This is a genomic window from Aquibacillus rhizosphaerae (assembly GCF_030282825.1).
In the GTDB taxonomy this organism is placed as follows: Bacteria; Bacillota; Bacilli; order Bacillales; family Amphibacillaceae; genus Aquibacillus_C; species Aquibacillus_C rhizosphaerae.
On sequence record NZ_JASTZU010000063.1, the window covers coordinates 181941 to 197928 of the forward strand.

A 15988-nucleotide genomic window follows, 5' to 3' on the forward strand; every position below is an offset into this window, starting at 1 on the left:
TAAGGATAAGGAGGAGACCTTAATGGAAAAAAAGCGTGTAGTAGTTACTGGAATTGGAGCTGTAACACCTCTTGGTAATACAATTGATCAGTTATGGAACAACCTTGTTCAAGGTAAATCAGGTATTGATTATCTCACCAAGGTAAACAAAGATGACTTTCCTGCAAAAGTTTCCGCAGAAATTAAGGACTGGGATCCGACACTTTATATGGAAAGAAAAGAATCGAAACGGATGGATCCTTTTACTCAATATGCTGTCGCTTCAGCTAAAATAGCTGTAGAAGATGCGAAGTTAGAAATAACGGAGGAAAATGCATCAAGAGTTGGGGTTTGGATAGGATCAGGTATTGGTGGCATGGCTACTTATGAAGAGCAATTCAAGAAGTTTAATGAAAAAGGATATCGAAGAGTTAGTCCGTTTTTTGTTCCAATGCTAATTCCGGATATGGCTTCAGGTCAGGTTTCTATCCAATTAGGTGCAAAGGGAATTAATTCATGTACAGTCACAGCTTGTGCCTCTGGAACAAATTCGATTGGTGATGCCTTCAAAGTGATTCAACGTGGTGATGCTGATGTTATGATTACTGGTGGAGCAGAAGCGCCACTTACAAATATGGCATTTGCAGGATTTTCTTCTGCTAAAGCATTGTCTACGAATGAAGATCCTGCAACAGCAAGTCGTCCTTTTGATAAAAATCGGAATGGTTTTGTTATGGGAGAAGGTGCTGGTACATTAATCATTGAATCGTTAGAATCAGCACAAAAACGTGGAGCTAAAATTTATGCTGAATTAGTCGGGTATGGGTCAGCAGGAGATGCTCACCATATTACTTCTCCAGCTCCTGAAGGGGAAGGTGCTGTAAGAGCTATGAATCAAGCAATTGAGGATGCTGGAATTGAATCTAGTTCGATTGACTATGTGAACGCACATGGTACAAGTACGGAACTAAATGATTCATTTGAAACAAAAGCAATTAAAAAGGTTTTTGGTGATTATGCGTATAATCTTTCTATTTCATCTACAAAGTCAATGACTGGACATCTTCTTGGAGCTGCTGGTGCTGTAGAAGCAATTGCATGTATTAAATCAATCCAAGATAGCATTATTCCACCTACAATTAATTATGAAACGCCAGATCCGGAATGTGATCTTGATTATGTTCCGAATACAGCAAAGAAACAAAATGTGAATGTTGCCTTAAGTAATTCATTAGGTTTTGGTGGCCACAACGCAACATTAATATTTAAAAAATATGAATAAAACATGTTTTAAGAGCCTAAGTTGCAATTTTGCAACTTAGGCTCTTTTTTTAGTTACTCAAAATTGATAGACATGTTCCACTGTTTTCTATCATATAGTTATAGTAAATATTATCGGACAAGCAGGGGTGATAGAATTGTTCTATTTTTTATTTTTTCTAATAGGATTCGGTTTAACTGTCTCAGGAGGAATTTCAATCATATTATATTTAAACTTCATCCCAGCAGGATTGTCATGGACGGAGTATTTTGTCTTTATTCAAGGAAGAATAGAGTGTTATTTTTTAATTGTTGGACTCATTATCATGGCAATTACAATAAATAAATTTACGAATATACCTGTTAAATAATAGGATACGTAGAATAAATTTTCCTGATTTGGTCATAATGATTATTAACAGATTTAAAAAGCAAAGCGAGGGTTCTACACATGTTATATTTACACGATGTATGGGTGAACTGGTTTGAAGGAGAAGAAAATGGGTACAATGTTTGTCATTTTCATGAATGGCGAAAAGAAGATGGTATCGAACTTCTTGATCAAGTACCGATACTATACATAGATGATGTATTGTACCATTATATTGAAAATGACCTGCAAGATTTACCAAAACCCTTGTTAGACAGCATTTATAAGCGTGGTTATTTAAGAAAAAATCAAGAAAGGATTTCACTAGACTATGCATGTATTGTAACAAATGGCGAGTCAGTTATTGTCTTTGATACGATGGGATATAATCTACCTGTTCGAAAAAGTCGGTTGATTCCAAGACAAGAACGATTGGTTTACGATATGATCGAAGGGACAAATGCCCATGAATTTTCTTTTCAGGATAATCAAGACGATAAAGAATATCATATTTTGTCATTGCCACCGAATACAATGTTAGGTCTTACTAGAAAAGAAAGACAATTAAAACAGTTATTGATGATGGCGTTAGATCAGTTAGAGAGTACTAAAAATAGTGAAGAAGTACGATATTGGTTAACAGAATGGAATCCAGACAAGTATCCGGAAATAAGAAATATGAACTTTGAGCAAGCATGGAATGCATTATATCAGGGTGTATTTGAAGGTTGGAGTAGAGCACATGAGGACCTATGTGGGAAGTTAATAAAAGGACAACCTTTCTTTGAGAAGATGTGGGAATTAGAACAGGGCAGTGAACAATATAATAATACCTATAAACGAATGATTTAAAATCTACCTATAAGAAAAGGGGTGTTCCCATATGAACACCCCTTTTCTTATATTAAGTTTATTTTTTCTTTTTGACTCTACCAAGACCCATTGCTTTTTTAGCTTTAGCGAGCATTTTATTAGCCGCAAATTCGGCTTTATCGGCTCCTGCATCTAAAATATCGTCTAATTCCTTAGAATCAATTAATTCGTAATAACGTTGTTGAATAGGTCTAAGTGTATTAATAACTGCATTTGCAGTGTCTTGTTTAAATTCACCATATCCTTTTCCTTTATATTTTGATTCAAGTTCACTTATTGTTTCACTTGTACAACTAGCGTGTATGGTTAACAAATTACTAATTCCAGGTTTGTTAACTTTATCAAATGTTACAATACCCTCCGAATCAGTTACAGCGCTTTTTATTTTCTTCTCAATTTTTTTCTCATCATCTAACATTAAAATAGAGGCTTTTTGATTCTCATCAGACTTGCTCATTTTCTTTGTTGGTTCTTGTAGTGACATAATCCGCGCCCCGACTTTAGGAATGCTAATTTCCGGTATCGTAAAAATGTCATTGTATTTGTTGTTAAAACGCTGTGCTAAATTACGTGTTAATTCTAGGTGTTGTTTTTGATCATCACCTACAGGGACGATATCTGTATTATATAGAAGAATGTCGGCAGCCATAAGAGGTGGATAAGTGAGTAAAGATGATGATACCGCTTCTTTACCAGTTGATTTATCTTTAAACTGAGTCATTCTTTCTAGTTCACCAATATAACTGATTGATTGCAGCATCCAGCCGAGTTGTGTATGTGCTGAAACTTCTGACTGAATAAATAATGTCGATTTAGTAGGATCAATGCCAGATGCTAAGTAGAGAGCAGCAAGAGAACGAATATTCTCTCTTAATTTTAACCGTTCTTGTGGGACAGTAATAGCGTGTTCATCTACGATACAAAAGTAACAATGGTTCTCATCCTGTAAATCTACAAAGTGTTTCATCGCGCCTAAGTAATTGCCAACTGTTAATGTGCCACTAGGTTGGATTCCTGAAAATATGGTTTTCATTTTATATCACCTTTCAAAGTATATTTGTTTTTAAGGAAAGAGCAAAATATAAACGCAAAAAAAGCCCATTCTATTCCCCTCGGAAAGGGACGAATGAACCGCGGTGCCACCCTTATTATCTCTATAATAGAGATCACTTATCGCCAATTGGCCTCAGTTAACGCCTGACATACGGTGTTATAGAAACACATAGCTCCAAAGTCCATTTCCAAAATTCCTTGGTGTCTGTTTTCACCAACCACAGACTCTCTAAATAACCAATAGGAATAAGTACTAACCTTTATCATCGCTTCATTTTAGCTTGTTGATTTGGATTATATATAAATTTTTAGTGGAATGCAAGATACTCTCCATTATAAATAGTAAATAAATAATAAAACTATCATTACAATAGTAAGGGTTATTCCTTGAAAAGAAATTAGTTTAAGAAAAGGAGAGCTTATCCTTTCTGATGGTAGCTGATGTTCTTGCCAATCATCCAACAAGTCTTTATTTCGAGCTAAGCGACTAGCGAACCTTCTAAATCCATAGGTAATTCCATCAAAAAAACCTCTACTAATTACAAATAAAAGAATAGATAGAGATAGATAGGTGTATCCAACATAAAAAATATAATTAATTAAATGCATTAAGTTGTATATTGGAGCAAAAAGTAGGAACAATATGAAACATAAAATTATATTTATAAAAAAAATCAACCAATTTCGTTTACTAGTAAACAATTTAATATTCACCCTTTCATAAAAGATTCGATTGTGTTCGACAAAGTACGATATTTATTATACATCAATATACGTAAAAAAAATAATCTCAGAAAAAATGCATAAAATAGAGTATAGCACGTTATAGTAAGGACAAGTCACCTGTTTGTAAGATTGTTTAACGAGTATTTTTCATACATGTTAGGTAATTAGTCCTATCTTTTTTCATCTAAATGCATGAAATATGCAGTTTTCCATATTTTTATGAAAAAAAAATAATGCAAAATTGTTAGAAAACTTGTATAATTCAATTTGTGGATTAAATAATCCATAAAAATATAAAAAATTTGGGGAGGTCATCACTACATGAGAAACAAACATTGGCTTTTATTAGTACTAGCTTTAATGCTTAGTGCGGTTCTAGTTGCTTGTTCTGGAAATGATGATACAACAGAGGAAGATACAGGCGACACAGATACAACGGAAGAAGGAACAGAAGGCGAAGCAACTGACGGAGAAAATGTTTTACGTATCGCGTCTACTTCTGATATTCCAACAATGGACCCGCCATTAGCAGAAGATAACGTTTCAATTCAGTACACAGATACTGTATTGGAAGGTTTATACCGTTTAGCTCCAGGTGGAGAAATTGTTTCTGGTATCGCTAATAAAGACGAAACAGAAGTAAGTGAAGATGGATTAACATATACTTTCCATTTACGTGAAGATGCGCAATGGGAAAACGGAGATCCTGTGACTGCTAATGATTTTGTATATGGGTGGCAACGTGCGATTGACCCTGCTACTGCGTCATTTTATGCAGATTACTTAATGAGTGGTAAAATTGTAAATGCTGCAGAAATTTATGCAGGTGAGATGGCACCTACAGAACTAGGTGTAACTGCAGAAGATGATTATACTTTAGTGGTAGAATTATTAACTCCTGTACCATATTTTGAATCGTTTGCTGCATTCCCAACATTCTTACCAGCAAACCAAGCGTTTGTAGAAGAACAAGGGGAAAATTATGCACTTTCTGCTGATTCAATCCTTTCTAACGGACCGTTCACGATGGCTAGCTGGGAAGCTGAAGCTGGATGGGAACTTGAGAAAAATGATACGTATTGGGATGCTGAAAATGTAGCTCTAGATGGTATCTCTGTAAAAGTAGTAAAAGATTCTGACACGGCTCTTGCTAACTATGAAGTTGGAGAAATTGATCGTACGTCGTTATCTGGTACTCAGGTAAATGATAATAAAACTAGTCCTGATTTCAACTCTTTAGCTGAAACTTCTGTGTTTTGGATGAAGTTTAACCAAGGCTCTGAAACTGCTGGAGAAGAAATGCAAAATGTAAACTTCCGAAAAGCACTTGCAAAAGCTTTTAATAAACAATCTTATATAGATGTTGTTTATGGAAATGATTCAAACCCTGTAAATTTCTTTGTACCTGAACAATTTGTAGAACACCCAGAAACAGGAGAAGACTTCCAAACTGGTAGTGATGTTCTTGAATATGACGTAGAAGCTGCACAAGAATTTTGGGCAACTGCAAAAGAAGAATTAGGTTTTGAAGAAATTACATTAAGTTTCTTAAGTGGTGATACTGATGTGTCTAAGGCAATCAGTGAATTTATGAAAACTGAATTAGAAACAAACCTTGAAGGACTTACAATTGAAACAGTAAACGTACCTTGGGGTGAGCAATTAGAAATTATGAAAGAACAAACTTATGAATTAGCTGTATCTGGTTGGGGTCCTGACTATGCTGATGCAATTTCATTTGTTGACTTATGGGTAACAGGTGGAGCAAATAATGACATTAGTTATTCTAATGAAGAATATGATGCACTTGTAAAATCTGCAAAAGGTGAATTGGCATTAGAGCCAGTTGAACGTTTTGAAGCAATGCAAGAAGCAGAAAAAATCGCTTTAGAAGAAGCGGCAATTGCTCCAATTATGCAACGTAAAACATCTGTACTTTCCAAGAACTATGTAAATGGAATGGATGAGCTAAACCCGTTTGGTAACGATTATAGCTTTAAGTACGTTGAACTTGATAAGTAAGTTGTCTATAAAACTGTAAGTATTTTCAAGTGGATAAAAAGAGAGTATAGACCATAAGATCAGGTCATGTACTCTCTTTTGCCATTTTCTGAGAATAGTTTGAATATTAAATAGAATCAAAATATTTAGCGTATAGGAGGTGGGACTATGGCAAAGTATATTGCACAACGTATTATCTATATGATTATTACGTTATTTATTATTGCAACAGCAACTTTCTTTTTGATGAAATTATTACCAGGTTCTCCATTTAACCAAGTAGCAGCAAAGTTATCAGATGCTCAGATGGAAATCTTATTAGACAGATATGGATTAAATGACCCAGTACCAGTCCAGTATTTTAAGTATATTGGTGGCTTAATTCAAGGTGATTTAGGCGTGTCATTTCAATATAATAACCGTGCAGTTACAGACTTAATCATGACTCGTATTGGTCCTTCTGCATATTTAGGTGCGCAAGCGATGATCATTGGTTCAATACTAGGTATTATTTTAGGAATGGTTGCTTCTATAAGACATAATAGCTGGGTTGATTATACATCAAATATTCTTGCGGTAATTGGTATATCAATACCGTCATTTGTTTTTGCTGGTCTTTTACAATACTATTTTGCTGTCCAGTGGAGAATTTTCCCACCATCGTTTTGGGAGGGACCAGAGTACACCGTACTACCAACAATTGCTTTGATGATATTCCCAATGGCAATTTGTGCACGGTTTATGCGTACGGAAATGATGGAAGTATTAGGGTCTGATTATATTGAATTGGCACGAGCAAAAGGTGTTTCTAATAATAAAATTATGTTCAAACATGCATTACGTAATGCATTAATTCCAGTCATTACGGTAATTGGTCCTATGACAGTAAGTTTAATGACAGGTACCTTGGTTATTGAGCAAATTTTTGCGGTTCCAGGTCTAGGTGAACAGTTTGTACGTTCTATAAATGTGAATGACTATCCTATGATTATGGGTACAACATTGTTATTCTCGGTGTTATTTATAGGAGTAGTATTAATTGTAGACTTGTTATATGGAATTATTGATCCTCGGATTCGCTTGACAGGAGGTAAAAAGTAGTGGACAAGGAAAAAGAAAAGCTATCACCAGAACAGTTTCAGCCGGTTGATTTAGCTGGGGAAAAAAGTGAAGAACTAACCCGTCCAGAACTCTCCTATTGGCAGGATGCGTGGATTCGTCTTCGAAAAAATAAAGGTGCGATTATGGGATTAATTGTATTAGTCTTTATTATATTAATTTCTTTAGTCGGTCCGTTGTTAAATGATTATGAGTTTGATTCTGCAAATTATGATGCTGCTTTTCTACCGCCTAAAGTAGAAGGCTTAGAGTGGGCTGGCTTTAATGGTCATCAAACCTTTACAGTACAAGGTGAGACACCTGAAGAAGCTATTCAACGAGGTTTAGAAGGATATGAAGTGGAAGAGCAATATCTTCTTGGTTCAGAAGTAGTGGAACAACCAAGTGAACAAAATGATAACTATTATTCTGTAGATATTGAAGTAGATATTTATTCTGCCAAAGGATTTGAAGATGAATATTTCTGGTTTGGTACAGATAGTATGGGACGAGATCTTTGGACTAGAATATGGAAAGGGACACAAATTTCACTCTATATTGGGCTGTTAGCTGCTCTTATTGATATGGTTGTGGGTGTTCTTTATGGTGGTATATCTGGTTACTATGGTGGACGAGTAGATAACTATATGCAAAGAATTATTGAAATTTTATCTGGTATCCCTAATTTAGTTGTTGTTATTTTAATGATAATTGTATTGAAGCCAGGGTTATTAGCGATTACAATCGCACTGACCATTACTGGTTGGATTGGTATGGCCCGGATAGTTCGTGGGCAAACATTGAAATTAAAGAACCAGGAATTCGTACTTGCAGCAAAAACACTTGGTTCCTCAGATAAAAGAATTTTGATGAAACACCTTATCCCCAACGTAACTGGAATGATTATTATTAATACGATGTTTACGATTCCAAGTGCGATTTTCTTTGAAGCTTTCTTAAGCTTTATTGGATTAGGTTTACAATCACCCTACGCATCATTAGGTACATTAATAGATACTGCATTTGATTCATACCGTGTATATCCGTATATGCTAGTGTATCCAGCGATTATCATTTCATTATTAATGATCGGCTTTAACATACTTGCTGATGGTCTTCGTGATGCATTAGATCCGAAAATGAGAAAATAGAATGGGGGTGAAAGGCATGGAAAACATATTAGAAGTCAAAGATTTGCACGTAACTTTTGACACATACGGAGGCAAAGTTCAAGCCGTACGTGGCGTGAATTTTAATTTAAAAAAGGGTGAAACTCTAGCTATTGTCGGTGAATCTGGTTCAGGTAAATCAGTCACAACAAAAGCGCTAATGGGATTAATCCCTAAACCAGCTGGTAAGATTCCTAAAGGAGAAATTATCTTTGAAGGAAAAGACTTAGCTAAGTTAAACGACAAACACATGCAACAAATTCGTGGTCGCGATATTTCTATGATTTTCCAAGATCCGATGACTTCGTTGAATCCAACGATGAAAGTTGGCGGTCAAATCATGGAGGGTTTGATTAAACACCAAAAGATGAATAAGGCAAAAGCTAAAGATAGAGCAATAGAATTACTGGATTTAGTAGGAATACCTAATCCAAAAGAAAGAATTAATCAGTATCCGCACCAATTTTCTGGTGGTATGCGTCAAAGGGTAGTTATTGCTATTGCACTTGCTTGTAATCCTAAAATATTACTAGCAGATGAACCAACAACAGCTTTAGACGTTACCATTCAAGCACAAATTTTAGAATTAATGAAAGATATTCAGAAAAAAACTGAAACATCGATTGTTTTTATTACACACGATTTAGGTGTAGTAGCTAATGTTGCAGATCGTGTAGCTGTTATGTATGCTGGGAAAATTGTTGAAATTGGCACAGTAGACGATATCTTTTATAATCCAAAGCATCCTTATACGTGGGGACTACTTGGTTCTATGCCAACAGTAGATAGTAAGGAAGATGAATTAATTGCTATCCCTGGTACACCACCAGACTTAATGAAACCACCTAAAGGTGATGCATTTGCTGCACGAAATCCATATGCAATGAAAATTGATACGGAAATGGAACCACCCTTATTTAAAGTTTCTGATACGCATTATGCTGCAACATGGTTGCTCCATGAAGATGCTCCACAAGTCGAGCCTCCAGCAGCAGTGAAAAGGCGGATGAAGGGTTTTGCAACTGCAGATGCCTCTGATGAGAAAGGTGAGGAGTCATGAGTAGTAAAGAGAAATTATTAGAAGTGAAAAATTTAAAACAACACTTTAAGACTGGTCGTCACAGTACTGTTAAGGCAGTGGATGGAGTTTCTTTTGATATTTACAAAGGAGAAACTTTTGGTCTAGTCGGAGAATCTGGTTGTGGTAAGTCTACTACTGGCCGTACGATTATTCGTCTTTATGATGCCACTGATGGTGATGTGAAATTCAAAGGTAAAGATGTGCATGGTAAAAAATCTAAAACAAACTTGAAAGAATTTAACCGTAAAATGCAGATGATTTTCCAAGATCCATATGCTTCTTTAAATCCTAGAATGACTGTTAAAGATATTATTTCAGAGGGTTTGGATATTCATGGACTAGTTTCAACAGATAAAGAAAGAACGGATAGAGTTCATAATTTGCTAGAAACTGTTGGATTAAATAAAGAACATGCTAATCGTTATCCACATGAATTCAGTGGTGGACAACGTCAAAGAATTGGGATAGCAAGAGCTTTAGCGGTTGAACCGGAATTTATTATTGCCGATGAACCAATTTCAGCACTAGACGTATCTATTCAAGCACAAGTTGTAAATTTAATGAAAGATCTTCAAAAGCAACATGAATTAACCTATTTGTTTATTGCCCATGATTTATCCATGGTAAAATATATTAGTGATCGAATTGCTGTTATGTATTTTGGTAAGATTGTAGAGTTAGCAGATAGTGATGAACTTTATAGAAATCCGCTTCATCCTTACACTAAATCTCTTTTATCTGCAATTCCCTTGCCAGATCCTGATTATGAACGTAATCGTACACGTATTGTTTATGATCCAAGTAAACACGATACAAGTGAAGAACCTGAATTTAGAGAAATAAGACCGAACCATTGGGTGTTATGTACAACAAAGGAACTAGAAGCATATAAACAAGAGATAAACAATTAATAGATGTTTAAAAAGAAAACATTTAAAAATTAAAATTAAGTACAATCTATATATATACAAAACCCTTACCAGCTGGTAAGGGTTATATTTTATTAACGTGAAGTTAATCTAAGTTCATTTTGTTATAAAAATGAACGATGTGCTTTTGTCTACCACTTTTGAAAAAAATTCACATAAAAATTTTCGGTTTTTCATACTATTCTAGGTAAATCTTTTATATAATAGAGAAAAATACACCAATGGGAGATTGATCTATATGGAGAAGAAAAGACTACAATTCATTATGGCTATCATTACTTTTCTCCTTCTTAGTATGGTCGTACCGACTAATACATATGAAGCAGCAAACGCAGAAGTAATGAAAATGAACAAACATCAAAAACGTTCCGCTGTATCAGTGAAATATGAGCTGCCAGAATCAATGAGTAGATTTGGTTATGATTCAGGTCTTACCTTTGAATATCCCGATGCAGTACGTGGTCTTTATGTTACAGGACATTCTGCAGGAGGAAGTCGATTTGAGAATTTGATTAATTTAATCAATTCCACAGAATTGAATGCAATGGTTATTGATATAAAAGATGACCATGGTTATATAACTTTTGAGCTAGAAGAAGGCCATCAATTTGAGAAAATGGGAAAAAATTTTATAAAAGATCCCAGAGAAATGCTTAAAGTTCTTGAAAAAGAAGGGATTTATCCAATTGCTCGAATTGTTGTTTTTAAAGATACCATCTTAGCTAAGGAACGTCCAGACCTTTCCTTTACTGAAAATGGTAAAGTTTGGTCAAATAGTAAAGGTGATTCATTTGTAAGTCCTTTCCAAAAAGAAGTATGGGAATACAACGTTGAAGTAGCTAAAATTGCTGCTGAATTAGGTTTTAAAGAAATTCAATTTGATTACGTTAGATTTCCTGAAGGATTTGAGAAAAGAGATGAGGAATTAAGTTACAGTTTAGGTGACTATAAAGACTCTGAACTTGATAATGTTAAGAAAAGAGTAGAGGCGGTAACAGACTTCGTGAAATATGCTAGAGAAGAGCTAGACTATTACGATGTAGATGTATCGGTTGATATATTCGGGTATGCAGCTACAATAGAAGAGACACCAGGGATTGGGCAAAATTTCTCGAAAATTTCTGATAATGTTGATGTCATTTCATCCATGATTTATCCAAGTCATTGGACGCCTTATTTCGGAATTGATAAGCCAGATGAAAAACCATATGAATTAGTAAATGAATATGCTAAGGTGGAAAATGAAGTCTTAGGAAAATTGGAAAATGCACCGACTTCAAGACCATGGATTCAAGATTTTGAAGCTCCATGGTTATATTCAGGGGCGACAAAACAGTATGGCGTACAAGAAGTAGAGGCACAAATAAAAGCCTTAAATGAGAATGGGATTGAAGAATTTCTTCTTTGGAATGCTGGAAATACTTACACGGAGGGTGTAGATTATACACCTTAATAAAAAATAGCCTTCACCATTGGTGAAGGCTATTTATATAATTATCAAGATAAACATACAGAATGTGCAACAAATAATTAATATCCGAAATTTGTGGATTAATTATATTGATAATGGGTATAAATAAAGTGACATAAAAATTTGGGTTTAACAAGTGCGGTGTTTTTCGTTATAATAAATAATGACTACGAAAATAAAGGGAGTAGATCAATGAATTGGTATGAAAAGTTAAATAAGTATTTTCCTGTTGAAGAGATGAAGTCAAGAGAACACATGGAGATGCTTTTAAAAGAAAAAGGGGACGTCTATTATAAAGACGAAGGCCCTCATCATGTTCTAATGTACGCGGAATTCAAGACATTTATCTTTATTGATTACGTATATGTATCTTCTCAATCCAGAGGTCAAGGATTAGGTCATAAGCTAATTGAAAAACTTAAGGTAAGAAAAAAACCGATTATATTAGAAGTTGAACCAGTTGATTATGAAGACACAGATTCTGAGAAAAGACTGCGTTTTTATCAACGAGAAGGTTTTATTCACGCCCAATCAATTGGTTACAATCGTCGTTCATTAGCTACAAACTTGGAAAATCCAATGGAGATACTGTATTGGACACCTGAAAATGAAGATGAAGAAGCAATCTATAAACAAATGAAGAAAATGTATGAAGATATTCATACGTATAAAGATGAACAGTTGTACGGCAAGTCTTATCAACCAGTTGATGAAGTGTTGACGTACGATGATAAAAGAGATGCTGATGATATTTTTGATGTATTAAAGGTCGAAGAAAAAGCTTAATAAAATAGGTGAAATGGTGCTAACATTTAGATCCCTGTTACCATCATATGTAGCAGGGATCAATTTTTATTTTTCTGAAAAATTATGTTTAATAATTGTATATTGGGGTATTTATATTATATAGAACAAATTATTGTGAAAAATGTATGTAAAATTAGCTGAACATCTACCCCTTAGTTGACAAATGTAGTATACTCATACATAGAAGGTTTATTTAAAGTAATTTTAATCTAATAAATTCTTCAAAGTATATTAATGAATTTAAATAAATTTTTATATTGAGGAGTGAAGTTTCCATGGTAACACTTTATACCTCACCAAGTTGTACATCTTGTCGAAAAGCAAAAGCATGGTTAGAAGAACACGACATACCATTTCGTGAGAGAAATATTTTTTCAGATTCACTTTCATTAGATGAGATTAAAGAGATTTTAAGAATGACTGAAGATGGTACAGACGAGATAATTTCCACAAGATCTAAAGTTTTTCAAAAATTGGATATGAATCTTGACCAACTACCATTGAAGGATTTATTTAATCTTATTCAAGAGAATCCTGGACTTCTTCGTAGACCAATTATACTTGACGAGAAGCGACTTCAAGTAGGGTACAATGAAGATGAAATTAGAAGGTTCTTACCTAGAAAAGTTCGTACGTTTCAGTTACGTGAAGCACAGCGAATGGTTAACTAGTATAAAACGCAGATCTTTGTTTATTGAGATCTGCGTTTTACTATATTCCAAAGCGATTGTAGTGACAAATAGAAATAAATGCGATAAAATATATATTTAATACTCTATACTATCCATATAGTAATTATCGTGATATATACCTGTTTATTAATTTCTAAGTATTTCTATTTTCTTTTTATGCTCAAGTATCATAAAATAGTAATAGAAACACAATTAGAAAAATAGGGTTGAATATAATCAATATGGGGTATGTTGTTATTAAGGATTTTAAAACTAGGTGAAGTTATCCCTTCCACCTAATTATCTTTTAGAAGGGAGTGTCAAGAAATGGAAATAGAGAGAATTAACGAAAATACGGTTAAATTTTATATTTCGTATTTAGATATTGAAGACCGCGGCTTTGACCGTGAAGAAATTTGGTATAATCGTGAAAAAAGCGAACAACTTTTTTGGCAAGTAATGGATGAAGTAAATTACAATGATGATGATTTTAATATAGATGGACCATTATGGATTCAAGTGCAGGCACTAGATAAAGGGTTGGAGATTGTTGTAACAAAAGCACAAATCTCTAAGGATGGTCAGAACTTGGAACTACCAACCGAAAATGGTAAAACAATTGACATGCCTGTTGATGAAAAGATTGAGTCATTACTAGATGAAAAGTTTGGTAATAATCAAGAGGACGGAGATTCTCCTGAAAATAATGCCCAAATTGATCTTTCATTTGTTGTGAGCTTCGCAGACTTTGAAGATGTAATACAATTAAGTCACTACTTTCCTTCCGTTGAAGGCCTAACAGATACCTTGTACCATTTTGAAGATAAATACTTGCTTCTATTACAGTTTGATGATGAGCAGTTAACTGATGAAGAACAAGAAAACATTCTTAGTCAAATTTTAGAATTTGGTCAAGAGTCAAACATGACAATTTATCGATTAGAAGAGTACGGTAAAGTAATTTTCGATAGCGAATCTCTAATGCAAGTTAAAAAGTACTTTCCTATTAAGTAACAGGCACTCATTAGTTTGAGGGCCTGTTTTTTTTGGAACAAATTTAGGTTAATGTTCAATTAGCTTTGTCTCAAATTTGTGAACGTATATTAGTCTCACTAAACTTTTTTGTGGAATTAAAAAAGGATTTCTCTAATCAATATAGAAATAATTAAACAATTATAGAAAGGATGATGTGATAGCATGTTGCAAGCAATAGATCAAAAGGGAGACTATATAATACTAGCATTATTACCTAGTACTGAAGTTCAACGATATAAGCAGGAGAAATATTTTTACTGTCCAATGTGCAAGGCACCTGTAATAGTTAAAGCAGGTTCTAAAACAATTGCACACTTTGCCCATCATAAAAAAAGCCTATGTCCAAACTCATCGGGAGGTGAAGGTGAATATCATGAACGTGGTAAACTTCATTTGTACCAATGGCTAAAAGGACAAGGATTAGCGGTATGGTTAGAATGGTACATATCACATATAAAACAACGGCCAGATATATTACTTAAGGTTGGTAAGAAAGTTATCGCAATTGAGTATCAATGTGCACGTATAACAATGAATGAATTTATTCAAAGAAACAAGGGATATCATCAAATGAATATAACTCCGATTTGGATTCTTGGTGGTAATCGAATGACAAGAAAATCCTCTTCCTATTTATCAATGTCATCATCTGATCTTCTGTTTCTACATCAATTTTCCTCTGACTTACCTCTTACTATTTATTACTACTGTCCAGATAATCTCCAATTTGCATGTTTTCATCATATACAAACAACTGGAACGAAGCGAACAATAGGAGAATTAGTCTTTAGAAGTCTTCATGATATGAATTTTAATGACTTATTTAGAAAATACTACTTTAATAAAATAAATATATATGAAAATTGGAAAAAACAAATGTATGAGCGTCGGATAAAGCCCGTTCATTATATCGGAAGAAAAGAAAAACAATGGAGACAATGGTTATATGTACAAAAAATTAACGCTAATTTAATTCCCTCCATTTGTCATCTGCCAATTGCAACACAGTGGAGGATGATGACGGCACCTTGGATTTGGCAAAGCAGATTATTGATAAGTTTATTTCAAGATAAAAAATATGTTACACTTCAATCTTGCCACCACATACTATCAAATCATATGCATAATAAGTCTTTATTTCCCCTCATACATGGTCCGAATGATCCCGTCTCTGAGTATCTCACTTTACTTGTAAAACTCCACACTTTGAAACAGATTAGTGATACACGATATTATGTATCCAAGCAAATTACATTTCCAAAGACAGTCGATATGGCGATTGATGAAGACAATCAACTAATTAAGCAAATGTTATCTCCAAGTTTTCTTACGCATGATTAACAGGTAGATACGATATAATAATAGTGGAGTGAGTTTTGAAAAAAGGATATTCTGTAAATGTATCGAAATAGGTTGTATAGGTTAAATGTTAAATGAATAGTTTTACTGAATGAAGGAGGATTAA

At 34.1% G+C, this 15988-nt stretch carries 15 protein-coding genes and 1 other annotated feature; of the genes, 13 read left to right on the forward strand and 2 right to left on the reverse strand.

Features of this window, described 5'->3' with window-relative positions:
* The first annotated feature begins 22 nt into the window (after positions 1-22).
* From fabF to QQS35_RS21005, 3 genes are all read left to right on the forward strand, one after another.
* Entirely contained in the window at positions 23-1261 is a 1239-nt protein-coding gene (gene fabF, locus QQS35_RS20995) for a beta-ketoacyl-ACP synthase II (RefSeq protein ID WP_285934210.1), read from the forward strand.
* A gap of 127 nt (positions 1262-1388) precedes the next feature.
* Positions 1389-1610 carry a hypothetical protein gene (locus tag QQS35_RS21000; protein ID WP_331490895.1) on the forward strand — a complete coding sequence of 74 codons (222 nt, stop codon included), beginning with the start codon at positions 1389-1391 and terminating at the stop codon, positions 1608-1610.
* Positions 1611-1690: 80 nt separating this feature from the next.
* Complete coding sequence (locus QQS35_RS21005; protein WP_285934212.1) at positions 1691-2461, forward strand: YjbA family protein; 771 nt, start codon at positions 1691-1693, stop codon at positions 2459-2461.
* 58 nt (positions 2462-2519) lie between these two features.
* On the opposite strand, the gene trpS is transcribed toward QQS35_RS21005, so the two are convergent.
* Together trpS and QQS35_RS21015 are read right to left on the reverse strand one after the other, a co-directional pair.
* Complete coding sequence (gene trpS, locus QQS35_RS21010) at positions 2520-3515, reverse strand: tryptophan--tRNA ligase (protein ID WP_285934213.1); 996 nt, start codon at positions 3513-3515, stop codon at positions 2520-2522.
* 82 nt (positions 3516-3597) lie between these two features.
* Positions 3598-3811: a binding site (T-box leader), on the reverse strand.
* Positions 3812-3868: 57 nt separating this feature from the next.
* The gene (locus tag QQS35_RS21015; protein ID WP_285934564.1) at positions 3869-4144 is read right to left on the reverse strand and encodes a DUF3899 domain-containing protein; all 276 of its coding nucleotides are present in this window, start codon (positions 4142-4144) and stop codon (positions 3869-3871) included.
* Between the two features lie 438 nt (positions 4145-4582).
* On the opposite strand from QQS35_RS21015, the gene QQS35_RS21020 reads away from it, so the two are divergent.
* From QQS35_RS21020 to QQS35_RS21065, 10 genes are all read left to right on the forward strand, one after another.
* Positions 4583-6283, forward strand: coding sequence for a peptide ABC transporter substrate-binding protein (locus QQS35_RS21020; RefSeq protein WP_285934214.1), 1701 nt, complete (start codon positions 4583-4585; stop codon positions 6281-6283).
* A 147-nt stretch (positions 6284-6430) separates the two neighbouring features.
* Positions 6431-7363: an oligopeptide ABC transporter permease gene (opp3b, locus tag QQS35_RS21025; RefSeq protein ID WP_285934215.1), complete on the forward strand. Its 933-nt coding sequence runs from the start codon at positions 6431-6433 to the stop codon at positions 7361-7363.
* Positions 7363-8511: an oligopeptide ABC transporter permease gene (opp3C, locus tag QQS35_RS21030; protein ID WP_285934216.1), complete on the forward strand. Its 1149-nt coding sequence runs from the start codon at positions 7363-7365 to the stop codon at positions 8509-8511. The genes opp3b and opp3C overlap by 1 nt, the downstream gene beginning before the upstream one ends.
* 16 nt (positions 8512-8527) lie before the next feature.
* Complete coding sequence (locus QQS35_RS21035; protein ID WP_285934217.1) at positions 8528-9589, forward strand: ABC transporter ATP-binding protein; 1062 nt, start codon at positions 8528-8530, stop codon at positions 9587-9589.
* The gene (locus tag QQS35_RS21040) at positions 9586-10521 is read left to right on the forward strand and encodes an ABC transporter ATP-binding protein (protein ID WP_285934218.1); all 936 of its coding nucleotides are present in this window, start codon (positions 9586-9588) and stop codon (positions 10519-10521) included. The genes QQS35_RS21035 and QQS35_RS21040 overlap by 4 nt, the downstream gene beginning before the upstream one ends.
* A gap of 256 nt (positions 10522-10777) precedes the next feature.
* Positions 10778-11992: a putative glycoside hydrolase gene (locus tag QQS35_RS21045; RefSeq protein WP_285934219.1), complete on the forward strand. Its 1215-nt coding sequence runs from the start codon at positions 10778-10780 to the stop codon at positions 11990-11992.
* A 210-nt stretch (positions 11993-12202) separates the two neighbouring features.
* Entirely contained in the window at positions 12203-12796 is a 594-nt protein-coding gene (locus tag QQS35_RS21050; protein WP_285934220.1) for a GNAT family N-acetyltransferase, read from the forward strand.
* A 296-nt stretch (positions 12797-13092) separates the two neighbouring features.
* Positions 13093-13488, forward strand: coding sequence for a transcriptional regulator SpxA (gene spxA / locus QQS35_RS21055; RefSeq protein ID WP_285934221.1), 396 nt, complete (start codon positions 13093-13095; stop codon positions 13486-13488).
* 327 nt (positions 13489-13815) lie between these two features.
* Entirely contained in the window at positions 13816-14502 is a 687-nt protein-coding gene (gene mecA / locus QQS35_RS21060) for an adaptor protein MecA (protein WP_285934222.1), read from the forward strand.
* A 183-nt stretch (positions 14503-14685) separates the two neighbouring features.
* Positions 14686-15864 (forward strand): competence protein CoiA, encoded by a 1179-nt coding sequence (locus QQS35_RS21065; RefSeq protein ID WP_285934223.1) that lies wholly within the window; start codon positions 14686-14688, stop codon positions 15862-15864.
* The last annotated feature ends 124 nt before the right edge of the window (positions 15865-15988 follow it).